20 protein-coding genes are annotated in these 19,091 nt (G+C 62.4%); 9 read left to right on the top strand and 11 right to left on the bottom strand.

Going from position 1 to position 19,091, the window contains the following annotated elements:
- Nucleotides 1–57: 57 nt before the first annotated feature.
- Nucleotides 58–1,251 (bottom strand): dual-specificity RNA methyltransferase RlmN, encoded by a 1,194-nt coding sequence (rlmN, locus tag ACI3GR_RS10275; protein ID WP_407494258.1) that lies wholly within the window; start codon nt 1,249–1,251, stop codon nt 58–60.
- Between the two features lie 87 nt (nt 1,252–1,338).
- The gene (locus ACI3GR_RS10280) at nt 1,339–1,875 is read right to left on the bottom strand and encodes an invasion associated locus B family protein (RefSeq protein ID WP_407494260.1); all 537 of its coding nucleotides are present in this window, start codon (nt 1,873–1,875) and stop codon (nt 1,339–1,341) included.
- A 156-nt stretch (nt 1,876–2,031) separates the two neighbouring features.
- Here ACI3GR_RS10280 and ACI3GR_RS10285 point away from each other — a divergent pair, with 156 nt between their 5' ends.
- On the top strand, nt 2,032–3,015 hold the full coding sequence (locus tag ACI3GR_RS10285) for an asparaginase (RefSeq protein ID WP_407494262.1): 984 nt from the start codon (nt 2,032–2,034) through the stop codon (nt 3,013–3,015).
- Here ACI3GR_RS10285 and ACI3GR_RS10290 read toward each other — a convergent pair.
- The 8 genes from ACI3GR_RS10290 to ACI3GR_RS10325 form a co-directional block, all read right to left on the bottom strand.
- Entirely contained in the window at nt 3,012–3,293 is a 282-nt protein-coding gene (locus tag ACI3GR_RS10290) for a hypothetical protein (protein WP_407494264.1), read from the bottom strand. The genes ACI3GR_RS10285 and ACI3GR_RS10290 overlap by 4 nt on opposite strands.
- 420 nt (nt 3,294–3,713) lie before the next feature.
- Complete coding sequence (locus tag ACI3GR_RS10295; protein ID WP_407494266.1) at nt 3,714–5,027, bottom strand: M16 family metallopeptidase; 1,314 nt, start codon at nt 5,025–5,027, stop codon at nt 3,714–3,716.
- Complete coding sequence (locus ACI3GR_RS10300) at nt 5,024–6,421, bottom strand: M16 family metallopeptidase (protein ID WP_407494268.1); 1,398 nt, start codon at nt 6,419–6,421, stop codon at nt 5,024–5,026. Before ACI3GR_RS10300 ends, ACI3GR_RS10295 begins: the two co-directional genes overlap by 4 nt.
- Nucleotides 6,422–6,623: 202 nt before the next feature.
- Complete coding sequence (locus ACI3GR_RS10305) at nt 6,624–7,160, bottom strand: DUF3035 domain-containing protein (protein ID WP_407494270.1); 537 nt, start codon at nt 7,158–7,160, stop codon at nt 6,624–6,626.
- An 85-nt stretch (nt 7,161–7,245) separates the two neighbouring features.
- Nucleotides 7,246–7,713 (bottom strand): signal peptidase II, encoded by a 468-nt coding sequence (gene lspA, locus ACI3GR_RS10310; protein ID WP_407494272.1) that lies wholly within the window; start codon nt 7,711–7,713, stop codon nt 7,246–7,248.
- Between the two features lie 6 nt (nt 7,714–7,719).
- Nucleotides 7,720–9,309 carry a bifunctional phosphoribosylaminoimidazolecarboxamide formyltransferase/IMP cyclohydrolase gene (purH, locus tag ACI3GR_RS10315; protein ID WP_407494273.1) on the bottom strand — a complete coding sequence of 530 codons (1,590 nt, stop codon included), beginning with the start codon at nt 9,307–9,309 and terminating at the stop codon, nt 7,720–7,722.
- Between the two features lie 45 nt (nt 9,310–9,354).
- Nucleotides 9,355–11,094, bottom strand: coding sequence for a heparinase II/III family protein (locus tag ACI3GR_RS10320; protein WP_407494275.1), 1,740 nt, complete (start codon nt 11,092–11,094; stop codon nt 9,355–9,357).
- Between the two features lie 106 nt (nt 11,095–11,200).
- Complete coding sequence (locus tag ACI3GR_RS10325) at nt 11,201–12,718, bottom strand: RsmB/NOP family class I SAM-dependent RNA methyltransferase (protein ID WP_407494277.1); 1,518 nt, start codon at nt 12,716–12,718, stop codon at nt 11,201–11,203.
- A 65-nt stretch (nt 12,719–12,783) separates the two neighbouring features.
- On the opposite strand from ACI3GR_RS10325, the gene ACI3GR_RS10330 reads away from it, so the two are divergent.
- Nucleotides 12,784–12,966, top strand: a complete 183-nt coding sequence (locus tag ACI3GR_RS10330; RefSeq protein ID WP_407494278.1) for a DUF1674 domain-containing protein — start codon at nt 12,784–12,786, stop codon at nt 12,964–12,966.
- A 112-nt stretch (nt 12,967–13,078) separates the two neighbouring features.
- Here the strand turns inward: ACI3GR_RS10330 and dapB are convergent, their stop codons facing one another.
- Nucleotides 13,079–13,888 (bottom strand): 4-hydroxy-tetrahydrodipicolinate reductase, encoded by an 810-nt coding sequence (gene dapB / locus ACI3GR_RS10335; protein WP_407494279.1) that lies wholly within the window; start codon nt 13,886–13,888, stop codon nt 13,079–13,081.
- Nucleotides 13,889–13,973: 85 nt separating this feature from the next.
- On the opposite strand from dapB, the gene rbfA reads away from it, so the two are divergent.
- From rbfA to ACI3GR_RS10370, 7 genes are all read left to right on the top strand, one after another.
- Complete coding sequence (gene rbfA / locus ACI3GR_RS10340; protein ID WP_407494280.1) at nt 13,974–14,369, top strand: 30S ribosome-binding factor RbfA; 396 nt, start codon at nt 13,974–13,976, stop codon at nt 14,367–14,369.
- 2 nt (nt 14,370–14,371) lie between these two features.
- Nucleotides 14,372–15,130, top strand: coding sequence for a phosphodiester glycosidase family protein (locus ACI3GR_RS10345; RefSeq protein WP_407494281.1), 759 nt, complete (start codon nt 14,372–14,374; stop codon nt 15,128–15,130).
- Nucleotides 15,131–15,215: 85 nt separating this feature from the next.
- The gene (truB, locus tag ACI3GR_RS10350; RefSeq protein ID WP_407494283.1) at nt 15,216–16,121 is read left to right on the top strand and encodes a tRNA pseudouridine(55) synthase TruB; all 906 of its coding nucleotides are present in this window, start codon (nt 15,216–15,218) and stop codon (nt 16,119–16,121) included.
- Nucleotides 16,121–16,654, top strand: coding sequence for a DUF1643 domain-containing protein (locus tag ACI3GR_RS10355; RefSeq protein WP_407494898.1), 534 nt, complete (start codon nt 16,121–16,123; stop codon nt 16,652–16,654). The genes truB and ACI3GR_RS10355 overlap by 1 nt, the downstream gene beginning before the upstream one ends.
- 95 nt (nt 16,655–16,749) lie before the next feature.
- Nucleotides 16,750–17,721: a calcium-binding protein gene (locus tag ACI3GR_RS10360; protein ID WP_407494284.1), complete on the top strand. Its 972-nt coding sequence runs from the start codon at nt 16,750–16,752 to the stop codon at nt 17,719–17,721.
- 196 nt (nt 17,722–17,917) lie between these two features.
- Nucleotides 17,918–18,187: a 30S ribosomal protein S15 gene (rpsO, locus tag ACI3GR_RS10365; RefSeq protein WP_407494286.1), complete on the top strand. Its 270-nt coding sequence runs from the start codon at nt 17,918–17,920 to the stop codon at nt 18,185–18,187.
- 146 nt (nt 18,188–18,333) lie between these two features.
- Nucleotides 18,334–19,047, top strand: coding sequence for a sterol desaturase family protein (locus ACI3GR_RS10370; protein WP_407494287.1), 714 nt, complete (start codon nt 18,334–18,336; stop codon nt 19,045–19,047).
- Nucleotides 19,048–19,091 lie beyond the last annotated feature (44 nt).

Below are 19,091 nucleotides of genomic sequence, written 5' to 3' on the forward strand. Positions count from 1 at the left end.
CCCAAGGTATTTGGGACCAGAAGAAGAGAGGGGCGTGCCGGGTGGCGCGCCCTTTTCTTAGAGGCCGGTTTCTGCCGCGATCTGGGCGCGGCTTTTGCGGGCGCGTTCGGTGGCGGATTTCAACTGACCGCAGGCGGCCATGATGTCTTCGCCCCGCGGTGTGCGGATGGGAGAGGCATAGCCTGCCTTGTGCACGATGTCGGCGAACGCCTCGATCCGGGACCAGTCGGAACGCTGGTAGGGCGCGCCGGGCCATTCGTTGAAGGGGATCAGGTTGATCTTGGCCGGGATGCCGCTGATCAGCCGGACCAGTCGCCGCGCGTCTTCGTCGCTGTCGTTCACGTCCTTCAGCATCACGTATTCAAAGGTGATCCGTTCGGAGTTCGACAGGCGGGGGTATTCGCGCAGGGCGTTCAACAACGCTTCGATATTCCAGCGCTTATTGATCGGGACCAGTTTGTCCCGCACCTCGTCCGTGGTGGCGTGGAAGGACACGGCCATCAGGCAGCCGATTTCTTCGGCGCACTTGGCAATCTCGGGGACCACGCCGGACGTGGACAGCGTAATGCGGCGGCGGGACAGGGAAATGCCTTCGCCGTCCATGGCGATCTTCATCGCGTCGCGGACGTTGTCGAAGTTGTAAAGCGGTTCGCCCATGCCCATCAGAACGACGTTGGACAGCAGGCGGGTTTCGTCCTTGGGCGCGCCGGGTTCGGGCCATTCGCCCAGATCGTCGCGGGCCAGCATGATCTGACCGACGATTTCGCCAGCGGTCAGGTTGCGGACCAGTTTCTGCGTGCCCGTGTGGCAGAAGGAACAGGTCAGCGTGCAGCCGACCTGAGACGAGATACAAAGCGTGCCGCGATCGGCCTCGGGGATATAGACGACCTCGACCTCGTGCCCGCCAGCGATGCGGACAAGGTATTTGCGAGTGCCATCGGCACTGACCTGTTTCGACACCATTTCCGGCAGGGTGATGTCGAAGTGATCGGCCAGCTTGGCGCGGTAGTCCTTGGCAAGGTTCGTCATCTCGGCAAAGTCGCGGACGCCCCAGTGGTAAAGCCAAGCCCAGACTTGCCCCGTGCGCATCTTGGCCTGTTTTTCCGGGGTGCCCATGTCGATCAGCGCGTCGCGCAGGGCGTCACGGGTCAGGCCGATGATATTCGGTTTTCCGCCCGCGTCCTTGCGGGGGATGGTCATCACGTCCTGCGTGATCGGCGCTTGGGGCGCTGGATTTGGCGCATCGGTCATGGGCGGGCTCCTTCAGGAAGCCCGCGCTATACGCGATTCAGGCGGGCTTGGAAACTCCCCCCACCCGGTGCTGCGATCAAGATGGGGTTATTGGCAGCGGCTCTCGGCCTCGGTCACCGCGGCGGTGAACCCGGTCAGAGAGAAGGTGTCGCGGGTCTGCGTTCCACGAGACGAGCGGCCCGTGACGATGGCCGTTGCGCCGCGTTTCATGGCGGTCACGATCTTGGCGTCTTCGGATTTGTTTTCCGGCCAAGCCCATTCGCCCTGAGTGATCAGTTCGAATTCGGTGCCATCGACGTTCAGGTTCACGGTCGACCCGTTGGCGAAGGGGTAGCCGCCGGTAAAGGTGACCTGCGCATCAACGCCCGCGCCGGGGCGGAAGAAGGTCATCAGCAGCATCTGCGACCGGGTCACCGTGACGACACGACCGTCGCGCGTGTTCACGGTTTCTTTGGGCGCGGCGACGGCCCAGCATTCTTTCGGATCGGCGTCTTCGTAGACGGCCCAATCGCCTTCTTCGCTTACGATATTTTCGCTGACCTGCTGCGCTATGGCGGGGGTCGACACCAACATGGCACCCATCAGGGCCGCCGCGGTCACACCCAGCACATTTCGGGAAATCATCACTCCAGCCTCCAAGCCGTCCTTGCCTCTACCTTGTCCGTCGCGCCTCTGAAGGGTGCTGACGGCACTTTGATGTACTTCGACATTGCTACATTAGTCAAAAATCTGCCAATGACGAAAGAGCGAGTGGCGAGATTTTGCAAGGAAAGCGGGAAGATGTCGAGAGCGGTAGAATTTGCAGAGCTTTGGCGCGGGGACCGTCTGGAAAGCGTGCACCTTGGACATGCGGTGATTTGCGATGGATCCGGTCAGGTGATCGAGGCGTTTGGCGATCCCGATCTTGTGATGTTCCCGCGATCGTCCTGCAAGATGATTCAGGCGCTTCCCCTGCTGGAATCAGGCGCAGAGCTGAGCGAAGTGCAGGTCGCTTTGGCCTGCGCATCGCATTCGGGCGCGTCGGTGCACACGGATATGGTGGCATCGTGGCTGGCTGATCTGGGGCTAAGCGAAAGCGACCTGCGCTGTGGGTCGCATATGCCGCAGGACAAAGAGGCGATGCACCGTCTGATCCGCCGGGCCGAGGAGCCGTGCCAGTACCACAACAATTGTTCGGGCAAACACGCCGGGTTTCTGACGCTGAACAAGCATCTGGGGGCGGGGTCCGAATATATCGACGTGGATCACCCGGTGCAGAAAGCCGTGCGGTCGGCGTTTGAAGAGGTCTGTGGCGAAGACAGCCCCGGCTATGGCATCGATGGCTGTTCTGCGCCGAATTTCGCGGTGTCCTTGACAGGGCTGGCGCGAGGCATGGCGTATTTTGCCACGGCGCATCAGCGCAATGGGGCGCGGGATCGTGCCGCTGCCCGTTTGACGCGGGCCATGGCGCAGCACCCGGTTCTGGTGGCTGGTGAGGGCCGCGCCTGTACCGATCTGATGCGGGCGATGGGGGGTCGTGTGTCGGTGAAAACCGGGGCCGAGGCGGTCTATGTCGCGATCCTGCCTGAACAGGGGTTGGGCATCGCGTTGAAGATCGCCGATGGCACCACGCGGGCTGCAGAATGCGCGATCACCGCCTTGCTGGTGCGGGCGGGCGTGCTGGATGCGGGTCATCCGGTGGTGGCGCAGTATCGGGACGCGGGGCAGGTGAACTGCCGCGGGATCCGCGCGGCAGAGATGCGTCCGGGGGCAGCGCTGCTTTAAGGCAGCTTTTGCTCGGGTTCTGGCGAGTTGTCCTGAAGTCGGGCGGTCAGGCTGATGCGCACATCGCGCAGTTCGCGCGCGACATCGGGCATACGAAAATAGCTGGCACAGGCGGCAAGATCATCCAGCGCGTCCAGCATCCAGCTGGTGCCCTGAACCGAGGCTGCCGGATAGTGCACCGTACCGTTTTGGTTGGCGGGCTCGGGCAGGCGCGTCGATGTGTCGATCAACGGTTCGGGCATGTGGAAACTGCCCATCATCGCATCGGTGGATGTCATGAAGTGCACTCCACGTATTCGGTGTCGCGGCGCGCTTGATCGCACTTCGTCGGCAGTAAAACGGGTGCCACTGCAGTCATGTTTGACAGGCGGTAATCGGTAACGTTTAGCGGCAACATGCGCGCTCCTTCACATCGAAAAGACAGCGAAGCTGTCGTACGGGAAACCAGTGAGCGCTAACTAATCGCGATAGTTTCTAGATCAATAGCTATGATGTGGGAAAAGTGTCGCGATTTGGCGTCTGATGTCGTGGGTTTGGGTAAACCACTGATATGCATTTCGATTTGAACCCGCGCTGACCGTAAGAATTTTTGGCAGTTTTTGACCCAGCGTTAATTACCGCGCGGGGTCATTGCGCAATTGGGGTCGGATCGCGCGGCCCAAGGGGCGGGCGACGCAGGGCCGCCCGCCAAAATCGACTCAGTTCGTGCTGGTCAGGCCTTCGGGCTGACCGACCACGACAAAGCGCAGGTCTTCGGGGCGCAGATACCGTTTCGCCACGTCGTTCACCTGTTCCAGCGTGACCGCGTTGACCTTGTCGTTGCGGGTTGCGGGATAGTCGAGCGGCATGTCTTCGATCTGCATACCGGTGATGATGTTGGCGATCGGGCCGTTGCCGTCAAAGCGCAGCGGATAGGCGCCGGTCATGTATTTCTTGGCGGCTTCCAGTTCTTCTTCGGTCACGCCGTTTTCAGAGACGTCGGCCCAGATATCCTGAATGACCTCGATCGCTTCGGCGACACGGTTGTTGGCGGATTGCACCTGGCCCATCCAAAGGTCTGCGTGGTCCTTATCGACGATAAAGCTGTAGGTGCCGTAGGTCAGGCCGCGCTTTTCACGCACTTCGGTCATCAGGCGGCTTTCAAAACCGCCACCGCCAAGAATGGTGTTCAGCAGGTAGGCCGGGAAGAAATCTTCGCTGTCCCGCTCGACCCCGGCGTGACCGAAAAGAGCCACGGATTGCGGGGTGTCAAAGGGGATAACCGTGACGCCGCCGGTCAGGGCGGGTTCAACCGCCTCGGGCAGGGCGGGGCCAGTTTCGGGCAGGTCACCCAGCAGATTGTCCAGTAGGGTGGACAGCTCTTCCGGGGTGATGTCGCCCACTGCGCCGATGTAGATGCGGTCGCGGGTCAGGGTGTCCTGATGCGCCTGCAAGATGTCATCACGGGTCAGGGCGGTAACGCTTTCCACCGTGCCGTTCGCGTCAGAGCCGTAGGGGTGATCGCCAAAGGCCATATTGTTGAACGCATTGCTGGCAATGTCGTTGGGGTTCTTGGCATCCGACCGGATGATCGACACGACCTGACCGCGGACACGGTCCAGCGCGTCCTGATCAAAGCGCGGGTTGATCAGGCTGTCGCGCAGCAGGTCCACGGCCTGATCGCGGTTTTCGGTGAGGAACTTGGCCGACACGGTCAGCGTGTCATCGCCCACATCATAGCTGAAGGATGCGGCCAGCGATTCCTTGGCGCGGGTGAAGGCCAGCGCGTCCAGATCGCCTGCACCTTCTTCCAGCGTGGCGGTCATCAGGTTGATCGCGCCGCGTTTGCCGGGGCGATCCAGAGACGTGCCGCCGCGGAACCAGATTTCCAGCGCGGTGAAGGGGATGGAGTGTTCTTCAACCAGCCAGGCGGTCAGGCCACCGGGGGTGGTGACCTCTTGGATCTCGACTTCGGCCCGGGCGGGCAGGGCGAAGGTCACGGCAAGGGCTGCAGCGAATAGGGCGCGGATCATTGGCTGACCTCCTCGGCGGGGGCGGCATCGGCGGCGGGGGCCGACGCGGGTTCAGGGGTAGGCTCTGGTTCGGGGGCCATTAGGTATCCGGTCACGGCGCGGTCGCGGTTCAGCACCTCGCGCGCGGCGATCAGGATGTCGGCTTCGGTCACCTCTTGCAGGATGTTGGGCCAGGCCTGAATGTCTTCGATGGTCAGACCCTGTGTCATGGCAGAGCCATAGCGGCGGGCCAGTGCCTCGACATTGTCGCGTTCGTAAATCTGGCTGGCGCGAATCTGCATCTTGATACGCTCAAGCTGTTCGGCATCCACCCCGTCTTCTAAAAACTGGGCAATGGCGGCATCCATGGCTTCTTCGGCCTCTGGCAGGCTGACACCTTCGGCGGGCACGACATAGACGCCAAAGGTCGTGTCATCCAACGACAGCCCACCGTAATAGGCCGAGGTATAGATCGCCTTTTTCTGTTCGAACGCGAGCTTTTCGTTCAGGTAGCTGGTCTGCCCGCCACCCAGAAGTTCAGACAGCATCACCAGGGCGGCGGCGGTTTTCTGATCACCGGGGTCGCGTTCAGGGGCAAGGTAGCTGCGGTTAACGTAGGGCTGCGCGACACGCGGGTCGGTATAGGTCAGGCGGCGTTCTGCGGTTTGCGGCGGTTCGGTCGGGCGCGCGCGTTCCGGCAGATCGGGGTTCGCGGGGATCGGGCCATAGTGTTCTTCGGCCAGGTCGCGCACCTCGTCCGGGGTGACGTCACCGGCCACGACAAGTATCGCGTTATTCGGGGAATAATAGGTGCGGTAGTAATCCAGCGCGTCCTCAAGGCCGAGCGTCTCCATCTCGTGACGCCAGCCGATGATCGGCACACCGTAGCGGTGGTTGAGGTATTGCGCGGCAGAGGTCTGTTCGCGGAACAGCGACGCCGGAGAGTTTTCGACCCGCTGGTTGCGTTCCTCAATGATGACCTCACGTTCGGTCAGAATGTCAGCCTCGGTCAGGCGGACGTTCTTCATCCGGTCGGCTTCCATCGACATCATAAGGCCAAGGCGGTCTGCCGCGACACGTTGGAAATAGGCGGTGTAGTCGTAACTGGTGAAGGCGTTATCGGTGCCGCCGTTTTCAGCGACCGTTTTTGACAACTCACCCGGGGCCATCTTGTCGGTGCCTTTGAACAGCAGGTGTTCCAGAAAATGCGCCACGCCCGAAACACCGGGCGTCTCGTCCGCCGACCCGGCCTTGTACCAGACCATATGCACCACGACAGGGGCGCGGTGGTCTTCGATCACCACGACCTGCATGCCGTTATCCAGTTCGAAATCCGTCACCAGATCGTCCGAGGCCTGAGCGGCCCCCAGTGTGCCGGCAAACACAATCAGAGAGGTGGCAAGTCGGGCTAACATATTCGGGCGCATGCGCGGTCCTTTATCCTGTCGGTGCTTCCGGCCGGGGCGGGGCCTGACACGGTTTGGATCAAAGATAGGAAAAAGGCCCGAGCGTGCAACTCGGGCCTTCAAGAATGTCAGTGGTTTGACGCAGGCGTGATGCCCCGTGTTGATCGGCGTGTGGCCAGAGTGGCGCCTGCGTGCGTCAAGGATCGCGCGATCACCGGCCTTCGGGCGGGGCCGACGGGGTCTGAGCACCCGCACGACGCCACAGCCGCTTGGTTTCCTGACGGTCCAAGGTCTGCTTTTCGTAAGCGCGGTAGTATTCGTCGCCCCCGAAGATCCGGAACTTGGTCCAGAGGCTTTTGCCACGACGGAAGTCTTCGTCTTCTGCCGATAGCTTGGCGCGGATCGTCGGATCGACACCGCGGCGGGATGCTGCGGTGACCAGCGCGCCGTCAGATGCGCCAACGCCGCGGTCTTCTAGCGCGTTGGGGTTGCCGCCAAGGGCAGCTACGGCTTCGGCCATCGGCTGTTGGTCGGTGCGGTTCGTGCCACCGGGCGTCGGTTCGGGCAGTTCGACAAAGTTCGTCGGCGCTTCGAGCGGTTTGTTCGGGACGATGGTGAATTCGTCCGGGCCGTTCGAGGTGTTCCGAATCTTTCGCAGGGTAATGTCGCGTTCGACGCCGCCACAGGCCGTCAGGCCCATGGTCGCAATCAGAAAAATCGGCAACGCAATGCGTTTTGTCGCCGTCATCACTTCCCCCTAGGTCGTTTGGGCCATTGTGGTGCAGGCCCGCTGGCAGTCTGGGACAAATCTTTAACGTATCCGGCAGGGAAGGTCACGCGCCTTTCTCGGCCGGGATAAGGACCAGCGTGGCCGCGCCGATAAAGATGGCGATGTCGGCCACGTTGAAGGCGAACGGGTTGTTGATCCCGCAGCAGGACATGTTCAGGAAATCGGCCACAGCGCCATAGACGATGCGGTCGATCACGTTGCCAAGCGCGCCGCCGACCAGAAGGCCCGCTGCCACCAAACCAGCGCGCCGGGGCTTTTCCCGATGCGCCCAGATCAGCACCCCGATCGAGATCACAAGCGCGATGCCGATCAGGATCCAGCGGCTGCTGTTGGCCCCGTCGGAAAAGAGGCCAAAGTTGATGCCCGTGTTCCACGCCATGCGCAGGGTCAGCAGGGGCGGCGCGACCTCGATCACGCCGCGTTCGATCAGGTTCATCGCGTGTACGACGATCCATTTCGACAGCTGGTCGATGGCGAATGTAGCCACGGCGATGGTGTAAAGCAGGCGCATCAGGTCTTAGTGCCGGAAGTGGCGCATGCCGGTCAGCACCATGGCCAGACCTGCTTCGTCTGCGGCGTCGATGACCTCTTGGTCACGCATCGACCCACCGGGCTGGATGATCGCCGTCGCGCCTGCGTTGGCCGCAGCCAGCAGGCCGTCGGCAAAGGGGAAGAAGGCGTCAGAGGCGACGACCGACCCTTTGGCTGGCGTTTCGCTCAGTCCCACTTCGTCCGCCATGCGCTGTGCCTTGAGGGCTGCAATGGTGGAGCTGTCGACGCGGCTCATCTGGCCGGCGCCGATGCCGACGGTCGCGCCGTCCTTGGCGTAGACGATGGCGTTGGATTTGACGTGTTTGGCGACGGTCCATGCAAATAGCATGTCGGCCATTTCCTTGTCGGACGGCGCGCGCTTGGTCACGACTTTCAGATCGTCCATGTCGATGCGGCCGTTGTCCTTGTCCTGCACCAGAAGGCCCCCGGCGACCTGACGGTAGGACAGGATTGCGGTCTTCGGATCGGCAAGGCCATCGGTCGTCAACAGGCGCAGGTTCTTTTTCTTGGCAAAGATTTCGCGCGCGGCGTCGTCGGCGCCGGGGGCGATCACGACCTCGGTAAAGATCTGGGCGATTTCTTCGGCGGTTTCAGCGTTCAGCGTCTGGTTCAGCGCGATGATGCCGCCGAAGGCCGAGGTACGGTCGCAGTCGAAAGCGCGCTGGTAGGCTTCCAGCAGGGACGAACCGCGCGCGACGCCGCAGGGGTTTGCGTGCTTGATGATCGCGCAGGCCGGGCCGTTGCCGGGCAGGAATTCCGACACCAGTTCAAACGCCGCGTCGGTGTCGTTGATGTTGTTGTAGGACAGTTCCTTGCCCTGATGCTGTTCGGCGGTGGACACGCCCGGGCGGACCGATCCGTCGGTGTAGAAGGCCGCGGACTGGTGAGGGTTTTCACCATAGCGCAAGGATTGCGCCAGCGTGCCTGCAAAGACGCGACGGCGCGGGGTCTCTTCGCCAATCGCGCTGGCCATCCAAGTGGACACAGCGGCGTCGTATGCGCCGGTGCGGGCATAGGCGATCTGGGCGTGGCGCTTGCGGAAGGCAAGGCTGGTCTGTCCGTCGTTGGCCTTCAGTTCGTCCACCAGAACACCGTAGTCTTCGACATCCACGATGGTGGTGACAAAGGCGTGGTTCTTGGCGGCGGCGCGGATCATCGCGGGGCCACCGATGTCGATGTTTTCGATGCAGGTATCGTAGTCCGCGCCTTTGGCGACGGTTTCTTCGAACGGGTAGAGGTTCACGATCAGCAGGTCGATGCCTTCGATGCCGTGGTCGTTCATCGCGGCAACGTGGTTGTCGTTGTCGCGCAGGGCCAGCAAGCCGCCGTGGACCTTGGGATGCAGCGTCTTGACGCGGCCATCCATCATTTCGGGAAATCCGGTGACATCGGCGACATCGCGGACATCCAGCCCCTGATCACGCAGCATCCCGGCACTGCCGCCGGTCGACAGCAGTTCGATCCCCATGCCTGCCAGTTCTTTGGCCAGATCGACCAGCCCGGTCTTGTCGGAAACAGAGATTAGCGCGCGGCGCACGGGGGTAAGGTCGGTCATGTCAGGCAGGTGTCCCTTGGCAGAGGTCAGGTAGCAGGTCGCAATTCAGTCCGCCGCGTCCAGACCATCCCGATGCAAATCCCGGACGGAAACCGGGGTATCCTGTGCCTTTGACAGGGACCAGCGCAGGCGGCTGCGGGGGTCCTTTGCCAGTGAAGACAGCACGATCTGGGTGGTCGCACGCGGCTTGAGGCGGTTTTTCTCCAGAAACACGGAAGGTTCAAGGCGCAATTCGCCGCTGCCGTCATGGCGGAAGACCCAAAGTTCCCCGGATTTCAGCGCCAGAGACACCGCGATACCGCCCAGATCCAGCTGCGCCTCCACATCGGGGTGCAGGTGGAACCGCACTTGGTAGGGGATGCCATCGGGGTGATCTTCGTCGATGGCGTCGTCGAACCGTTCCTTCGCGTTGGCGTCGACCGCCAGCAAAAGGTCTTCGCCCGCGATGGCCCGGCCATCGCCGGTCAGTTCCAGCGTGCGGGCATGGGTCAGGCCGGTGGCGGCGGCATAACCGTCGTGGCCGACCTGCAGGCGCAGACCATCATTGGCGCGGGTCATGCGGACGGGCACGGTGCGGGGGCCGTCCAGTAGCGGCTCAAAACGCCCACGCCCCCGTGGACCAAGGCGCGCGCTGGACCGGCCCTGCAGGCACAATGTCGAATGGCTGGGCGTCGCGCGGCCTGCGCGGTGCCATTCGGTGCCGAAACTGATGCCTGACCCGCAGTTCACGATCACCGGGCGGCGGCCAGAGGTCAGTTCAAACGCAAGGGTCGAGGCATGGGCGATCTGTGATCCGGTCTTTTTCGACGGAGGCGCGGCATCGACGATAACGCTGGTGCGTCCCCCAGACAGGCGCGCGTATCCCATAGCCAGCCCATCGGAATGGCGATGTTTCACCTGCGAATCCGCCAGCGCCTGATCTAGCTGCCCCTCCATCCCGCGGCCGCCGCCGTGGAAACGTGCCAGCCCGCCATCGGCGTGGCGCAGGGTGCGCAGGGTTGGGGCGATGCGGGCAATGGTGTCGCGGATGGTGCTGTCGCCGTCCTGACGGGCGTCCTGCATCGTGGCGCTGGTCCAGTTCAACAGCGTCAGGATTTCCAGAAGCTCTTCTGGGTTGCGGCTGTCGATGCTGCCGGATTTGTCGATGTCTTCGCGGCAGGCCTTGCGCAGGGCGGGCAGGGCCTTGGCGGCGATCTGGGTTTGATCGTCCAATGTCAGACTGGCGCAGATCAGCCCGCAAAGCGCCTCGAATCGGGCCAGACCCGGGGAGGCGCTGGACCAGCGGCGCGCCAGAAATCGCGCCTGATGGGTGAGGCTGCGAAAGTAAGCGGTCCGCGCGGCCTCGTCCCTACCGTACAGCGCGAATTCAGCGTGATGGATCAGGCGCAGCAAGCGGCGTCCGGTCAGGTCCGGGGTCCAGCCGGGGCCGTGGCCTTTGCCATAGCGCGCAATCCATTTCGTGATCCATTTCTGCGCCAGATCGCGGGTGCGGGAATCAGCGACCGCAGCAAGGTCGTCCAGCCAGCCGAAGCCCTGCAATTCGGCCTCGAACGCGTCAGAGGGGGTGTTCAGCGCCCAGATATCGCCGCCCGCGTCTTCGATCAGCGCGCCTGCGAACATGAAGTTCCCGGCCAGTAACTGACGTCCACGGGCAAAGCTGCCGAAGGAGCGCGGTTCAGGCTGGATTGCGAATCCCGGTGCGGGGCGGGCAAAGGACGTCATCCGCGCGACAAGGCGGTCCATGCGGCCGGGCGTGCTGACCGTGCGTGGAATACTGTCCGACATTATGCCTGCCTTTTGGCCTTTGGGCGATTTTGGTCCGGTGACCGACGGATAGCTTATCGTCCGAGGGGCAAAACGTCACCGGGGAATCCGGGGAGTTTTTTCGCGATCACGCCGGTTTGCGCAGCATCGCGATGTAGAACCCGTCCATGCCGCCCTGATCTGCCCAGTAGTCCGGGCGCAGACGCAATCCGCCTTCTTGCGTGATCCACGCGGGGTCGATGCCGGGCTGGGTCAGCGCGTCACGATCGGTGGTCAGGCCGGGATGGCGGGCCAGAGCTTCGTCGACCTGAACCTCGCCTTCGTCGGGGATCAGCGAACAGGTGCAATAAACCAGCCGTCCGCCGGGTTTCAGCAGCGATAGCGCGTGGTCTATCATGCGCGCTTGCAGGTCGATCAGGTCGCTGATCCCGCTGCCATCCTGCGCGTATGGCAGGTCGGGGTGGCGGCGGATCGTACCGGTGGCAGAGCAAGGCGCGTCCAGCAGGATCGCGTCCCAGCCGTCGTCGGTCATGTCGAAGGCGTCCTGCGTGATCATCTTGGCGCGCAGGCCAGTGCGCTGCAGGTTTTCTGCGATGCGTTCGGTGCGCGCGGCCGAGATGTCGACAGCGGTCACCTGCGCCCCCGCGGCGGCCAACTGCATCGTTTTGCCCCCCGGTGCGGCGCAGAGGTCCAGCACCTTTTCGCCTGCTTTAGGGTCTAATATCCGTGCCGGGATCGCAGCAGCGGCGTCTTGTACCCACCAAGATCCCGCGTCGAAACCGGGCAGGGTCGATACTTGGACCGGTCGGTCTATTCTGAGGCTGCCGGTGGGCAGGATTTGCGCGTCGAGCTGTTTCGACAAGGGCTCTGCCAATTCAGGTTTGGCGGGTGTCAGGTCAAGCGGCGCGCCACGCTGGTGCGCGGCCTCGAACGCGGTGACGGTCTGGTCGGTCCAAGCCATGACCAACGGTTCGCGCAGCCAGTCGGGCAGGCGCGAGGGTTTGCGATTTGCCCAAGCGTCAGTAGCCTGATCCGCCAGTTTGCGCAGCACGGCATTGGCCATCCCCTTGGCGCGGTTGTGGCGCGGCATGGAGGAGACGTGGGTGACAGCGCCGTTGACCACGCCATGCGCCGCTTCGCCTTGGGCCAGTTCGTAGGCGGCGATGCGCAGGACGTTTTGGACGGGCGGGGCGGGCATCCGGTCGATGTGCTGCGCCAGCATGTCATCCAGCGCGTCAAGGTTACGCAAGGTTTCGGTCGCTAGCCGCTGGGCACGGGCGCGGTGCGCGGGCTCCATCCGGGCGAGCGGACCGATGCGGCCCGTCAGTTCAGCAAGGTTTTCGTGATCTTCCAGCACCGCACAGACAAGGCGGTGCGCGGCGCGGCGCGGATCCAGAGGGCGAGGCGGTCGCACCCCTTCGGGTTTATCGCCACGCGGTTTGAAGCCCGGCTTGCCCCCCGGTTTTCCCTGAAACTTTCCGCTGGGTTTTCCACTGGGTTTTCCACCGGACTTACCGCCCTTTTTGCCCTTGTCGTCCTGATAGCGCGGTTTGCCATCCTGCACGCGGCCTTTGCCGCGGCCAGCGCTGAGCTTTCCAGTGCCGGTACCTGTGTCAGAGGATCGGGGCGTCCGGGGCGGTTTCATCGCGCTCTCCTTGCGGGTGGTAAGGGTCGGCATATATCATGGGGCGGAAAAGAAGGAAGCCCAAGATGTCTGACGACGCTACCCGTCCCGATCTGCCCCCTGCCGCCCAACGCGCTTTGGCCGAGGCCGAGGAGCGGCGGCGCGCGGCGCAGGCGCAGGAGTTGCCGCCCGAGCTGGGTGGCCGTGATGGGCCAGAGCCGGTGCGCTATGGCGATTGGGAGAAGAAGGGGATCGCGGTCGATTTCTGACGCGCGGTTAAAGGGGCGCTGCCCCTTCTGGCCCAAGGGCCATTCATCCCCGAGGGTATTTTTGACCAGAAGAAGCAGGTATGGGGCGCGAGGCCTCAGAGATTTTTTTGGTTTAAAGGCCCAGTACGTCCAGCATCGAATATTCGCCCGGGGCTTTGCCCTGCGCCCACAGCGCCGCCTTTAACGCCCCGCGGGCGAAAAGCGCGCGGTCATCGGCGACGTGTCGCAGGGTGATGCGCTCTCCGGGTCCGGCAAAGATCACGTCATGTTCGCCCACGATGCCACCGCCGCGGATGACGGCGAATCCGATGTCGCCCTTTTTCCGTGCGCCGGTGATGCCGTCGCGGCCCCGGTCAGCGACGTCTTCCAGTTTGACCCCGCGTCCTTCGGCGGCGGCTTCGCCCAGCATCAGCGCGGTGCCAGAGGGCGCGTCGACCTTGCGGTTGTGGTGCGCTTCGACCACTTCGATGTCGAAATCGTCGTCCAACGCGGCGGCCACCTTTTTTACCAGCATTGTCAGCAGGTTGACGCCTAGGGACATATTGCCTGCGCGCACGATGGCTGTTTTGGACGCGCTGTCGGCGATGGACTTCAGATCGGTATCGGTAAAGCCCGTGGTGCCGATGATATGCGCGGCGCCGGTTTTGGCGGCGGCCTGTGCAAAAGCCACCGTGGCCGAGGGCGCGGTGAAATCCAGAACCGCCTGCGCGCCGTCAAACGCGGCCTCGGCGTCGTCGGAGACGATGACGCCCATGTCTGATCCGCCAAGGCAGGTCCCGAGGTCTTTGCCGATCCAGTCATGGCCGGCGCGTTCGAGCGCGCCGACCAGACGTGCCTTGTCGCTGGCCTGCACCGTTTCGATCAGCATCCGGCCCATGCGCCCCGATGCGCCTGTCACCACAATCCCTGGCAAATCGCCCATGACGTCACGCTCCTATCCGTTCACGCCTTGCTTACCGCCAGCGGCGACGCTTGGCAAAGGGGGCGGTTCGGTCTAGATGCTGAGCATGAGCAGAAACATCCATCACGACGGTCCCGGACCGTCTCAGCGTCAGCTGCGCGTGGGCGAAACCGTCCGGCGTGCGCTGTCGGAAATCCTGATGCAGGGCGATATCCACGACCCCGAGCTGAACCGCCTGTCGATCACGGTCGGTGAGGTGCGCGTGTCGCCCGATCTGAAGATCGCGACCGCCTATGTGATGCCCTTGGGCGGAACGGGTCAGGATGTGGCCGTCGATCTGCTGGCGCGTAACAAGAACGAGCTGCGCCGCATGATCGGCAAGAAGCTGGGTCTGAAATATACGCCCGATCTGCGTTTTCGACTGGACGAGACGTTCGACCGGATGGACGAAACCCGTCGCATGTTCGCACAGGAAAACGTGCGTCGCGACGTGGACGAGTGATCATGTGGCGCGTCGTTTTGGGGTCGGCGCTGGCGCTCTGGTCGCAGGGCGCGGGGGCCGCGACTTGCGAAAAGGTCAGCTATAAGGACCTTGGGTATACCTATTGCGAGGTCGACGCGACCGCGGAAGAACTGCGCCTGTTCCTGATGGACCCGGGCGGCAACCCCTATGGCACCTTTGCTGCTGTGGACGCGCGGCTGGCTGGGCAGGGCAAGCAGTTGGCCTTTGCCATGAACGCGGGCATGTATCACGATGATCGCAGCCCCGTAGGCCATTACCGCGAGGACGGCGAAGAAACGCAGGGTGTGATCACCAGCGCGGGGCCCGGAAACTTCGGGATGCTGCCCAACGGTGTTTTCTGTTTTGCACCGGGCCGGGTCGAGGTGATCGAATCCACCGCCTATGCGGAGCGTGAGGGCGACAATTGCCCCAATGCCACGCAGTCCGGCCCGATGCTGGTGATCGATGGTGAATTGCATCCCCGGTTTCTGGCGGACAGCACGTCGCGGTATATCCGCAACGGGGTGGGCGTGAATGCAGATGGCACCAAGGCGTGGTTCGTCATGTCTGACCTGCCGGTCACATTCCACGAGTTTGGATCGTTTTTCCGGGACTATCTGGAATTGCCGCAGGCGCTGTATTTCGATGGCAATATCTCTCGGCTTTATGCGCCGTCGATCGGGCGCAACGATCTGGGGCTGCGGATGGGGCCGATTGTCGGGGTCGTTGTCGACCGTCCGAAGGATGCAGCCGGGAATTGACCGGTTGGAATTGACCAGCGGGGCCTGATTGGCTAGTCCCCCGCCTTTGACTGACAAGCGCGACAGCTTTCGCAAAGGAAAGAGGATGGCACGCAAACGCAAGGGCCGCGACGTCCATGGGTGGCTGGTGATTGATAAGCCCGCCGGAATCACCTCGAACGCGGTGGTGAACAAGGTGAAATGGGCGTTTCAGGCCAAGAAGGCCGGGCATGCGGGAACGCTGGACCCCGAGGCGACGGGCGTGTTGGCCGTGGCGTTGGGCGAGGCGACGAAGACCGTTCCCTATATCACCGACGCGCTGAAGGCCTATGAGTTTACCGTGCGGCTGGGGCAGGCAACGAAAACTGATGATGCCGAAGGCGAGGTGATCGCCGAAAGTGACGCGCGTCCGTCGGATGACCAGATCATCGATGCGCTGGAGGCATTCTCTGGCCAGATCATGCAGGTGCCGCCCAAGTTTTCCGCCGTGAAGATCGATGGTCAGCGCGCCTACAAACTGGCGCGCGACGGCGAAGATATCGAACTGGCCGCGCGTCCCCTGTGGGTCGAAAGCCTGAAAATGGTTTCGCGCCCTGATGCGGATCACGTCGTGCTGGAACTGGTCTGTGGCAAGGGCGGGTACGTCCGGTCCATCGCGCGCGATCTGGGTGAAGCGTTGGGCTGTCACGGGCATGTTCTGAAGCTGCGCCGCACGTGGTCCGGGCCATTCGTTGTCGAAGACGGCGTGAGCATGGACCGGATCGAAGAACTGGCGCGCAGCGAAGACATTGATCAGTTGTTGCTGCCCATGGACATCGCGCTGGATTGCATGCCCGAGGTCAAGGCGACTGACGAAAGTCTTGCGCGGCTGAAGAACGGCAACCCCGGTCTGGTTATCGCGCATGACGTTGAATACGGCGAAGAATGCTGGGCCAGCCATGATGGTGTTCCAGTCGCGGTTGGGCATTACAAAGCGGGCGAATTGCATCCGAACCGCGTTTTCGTGCTTTGATTGTCAGCCGACAATTCCAAAAGGGCGACGCGGCCTCGGTCGCGGAGTACTCGCCCTGCGATCTTTACCGCTATTCCCTGACACGGGTCTGGGACGAGGGTTTGCCGCGGGTGATGTTCGTGATGCTGAACCCGTCCAAGGCGACCGAGGTGCAGAACGACCCCACGGTCGAACGCTGTGAACGGCGCGCGCGGGTCTTGGGTTTTGGCGGCTTTCGCGTGACGAATATCTTTGCGTTTCGCGCCACGGATCCACGCGACCTGAAACGGGCGGCGCAGCCGGTGGGCGTGGCGAACGACGCTGCGATCCGGGATGGCGTCGCATGGGCGGATCAGGTCGTGGCAGGCTGGGGCGCGCATGGTGATCATCTGGGGCGCGGGGCAGAGGTGGCGCATCTGCTGGCCGATCTTGGCTGTGCCGCGCAACATCTGGGGTTAAGCAAGGCGGGGCATCCGCGTCATCCGCTTTACATCGCCTACGCACAAAAGCCCGAACCTTGGGATCTTAGGTCGTTGATTTCCAAGGCTTCGTGATTTTCCTGTTTTCCTTCGCTTAACCACAAGGTCCGGAAAGCTTTGCTTTTAAGGAACAAATGCGCCTATCGCTGGGTCAACTTGGGGAAATTGCCATGCTGATGCTTGCCGGATTAATGGGGCTGATGCTGGTCGGGGCGTCTGCGTTCGTCGGGATATCGGGTGAAGACCTTGCAGAGGTCGATGACACCCCCGATCCCGAGGAAGAGCTGGAGGTTTCGGGCCAGTCTTTGTTCGACCTGCTGGATGGGGACATCCTGTCGGGATCACAATTGTCTGAACATCTTTCCGGGACCGATGGCGGCGACCAGATCGGTGGCTATTCGGGCGATGACGTGATCATGGGCGACGATGGTGGCGACATCATCCACGGTATGACCGGCGCTGACGTGATCGACGGGCAATCCGGGGCGGACACCCTGCATGGGCAAAGCGGCGACGACAGCCTGTTCGGCGGGGCGGGCAACGATAAGCTGTATGGTCATCTGGGGAATGACGACCTGTCGGGCGGTCAGGGTCAGGATGTGCTGCATGGCGGGGCCGGGGCGGATCGCCTGCATGGCGGCTCTGGCAATGATGCGGTGCATGGCGGTCTGGACGGTGACGTCGTTGCCGGTGGTCAGGGTCAGGACACGCTATTTGGCGGGTCGGGCGATGATTGGATCAGCGGGTTCACCCATACGCTGGAGCAGGCGGATTCGCCCGATTCAGAGCCTGAAACAGACTATCTGAACGGTGGTGCGGGGCGTGACGTCATTCTTGGCGGTGCGGCTGATGTGCTGACGCTGGGTGCAGGGGCGGATCAGGCCGTTCTAGGTGATTGGATCGGCTCTGGCGATGATGCGGCGCAGATCATGGATTTTGAGGGTGACGAAGATCAGTTGATCCTTGTCACGCCTGACGACGCGATGGATGCTGAGGTCGATGTTCAGGTCGGCGAGGATGAAACGCGGGTGATGCTGAACGGCAAGATTATCGCGACGCTGCCACCGGGGATCACGATCAGCATACAGGACATCATCCTGATGCATGAAAGTACCGCCGCTGGACTGATGACCCGGGCGTGATGCCAGAGGGTGACATGTGGTGGACCAAAGGCGTCGTGATGGGACGCCGCGACACAACAACAAAAGGCTTTATTTCCGAAGCGGGATGGCCTAAACGCCCCGGATTGCCATCGGTTTTCCGGTGGCGATTCAGTTATGGACCTTGCTGGACGACATCCCGGCTTGCGCCCACCACCCTTTGATCAAGGAGACCCTGATGTCGATCACTGTTGAAGAAAAATCGCGCCTGATGAAGGAATACGCAACCAAAGACGGCGACACCGGTTCGCCCGAAGTACAGGTTGCCATCCTGACGTCGCGCATCTCGACTCTGACTGAGCACTTCAAAGAGCACAAAAAAGACAACCACGGCCGCCGTGGTCTGCTGAAGATGGTTGCTCAGCGTCGTAAGCTGCTGGACTACCTGAAAGGCAAGGACGAAGCTCGTTACCTTGACCTGATCAAGCGTCTCGGCATCCGTCGCTAAGCTCTTTCACCGGGGTCTGTGTCCCCGCTGCATGAGTTTGATAGAATTTGAAACGCCCGTACCGATTGGTGCGGGCGTTTTCGTGCGTGGCGTCATGATTGACCCGCGCAACGCTTATCCGTCATCCTTGAGTGTGGAGGAGCATCATGATCCAAGCATTGCGCATATGTCTTCACATGGGCGGGTTGCACCGCCTGTTTCCCTTCTGGCTGGCCGGGGTGCTGGCGCTGATCCAATGGTTCCAACCGGCATTGTTGTTGGCGCTGGCCTATGGCGTGGTCGCGCAATGGGTGCTGGAGTATCTGATCCACCGCTTTATCTATCACCGCGAACCGCCGAAAGATCAGGGCGTCTTCAACCGCCTTTATCGTAGCCATATCGGCCATCACGAATTCCCGCAGGATGAGAAGTTCTTTACCGGCGACGACCATTGGTTCCCGCTGAAAGTCGCGGCGGGATCTTTCACGCTGCATGTTCTGGGGCTGTGGCCGCTGATCGGTCTGGGCGATGCGATGCTGTTTTCTTGGGTGGCGCTGTTCGTCGGGTCGGCCAGTGCGTTCGCGTTTTATGAATATTGCCACACGCTGGCGCATCTGAATGTGCCCAAAGGCTGGTTCGGCAAGCGCCTGACCCGCAGCCACATGGCGCACCATTATCAGGATCACGAGGCCACCTATCACGTGACCTTTGGCATGGGCTGGATTGACCGGCTGTTCGGCACGGCCCACGACCCGGCCACCGCCCGTGACCGGTTCGATCGCCGCACGATGATGAGCATCGGGATGGACCCGGACGACCTGCGGCTGGTGACGGCGCGCAAGGCCTATGGGATCACCAAACAGCCGCGGCACATGTCCTGAAGGGGGCCGGGCGGCCTGTCACAGCTTTCTTCTTTGCAATCTTG

The sequence above is a fragment of the Pseudooceanicola aestuariicola genome (genome assembly GCF_045763785.1).
Lineage (GTDB): Bacteria > Pseudomonadota > Alphaproteobacteria > Rhodobacterales > Rhodobacteraceae > Pseudooceanicola.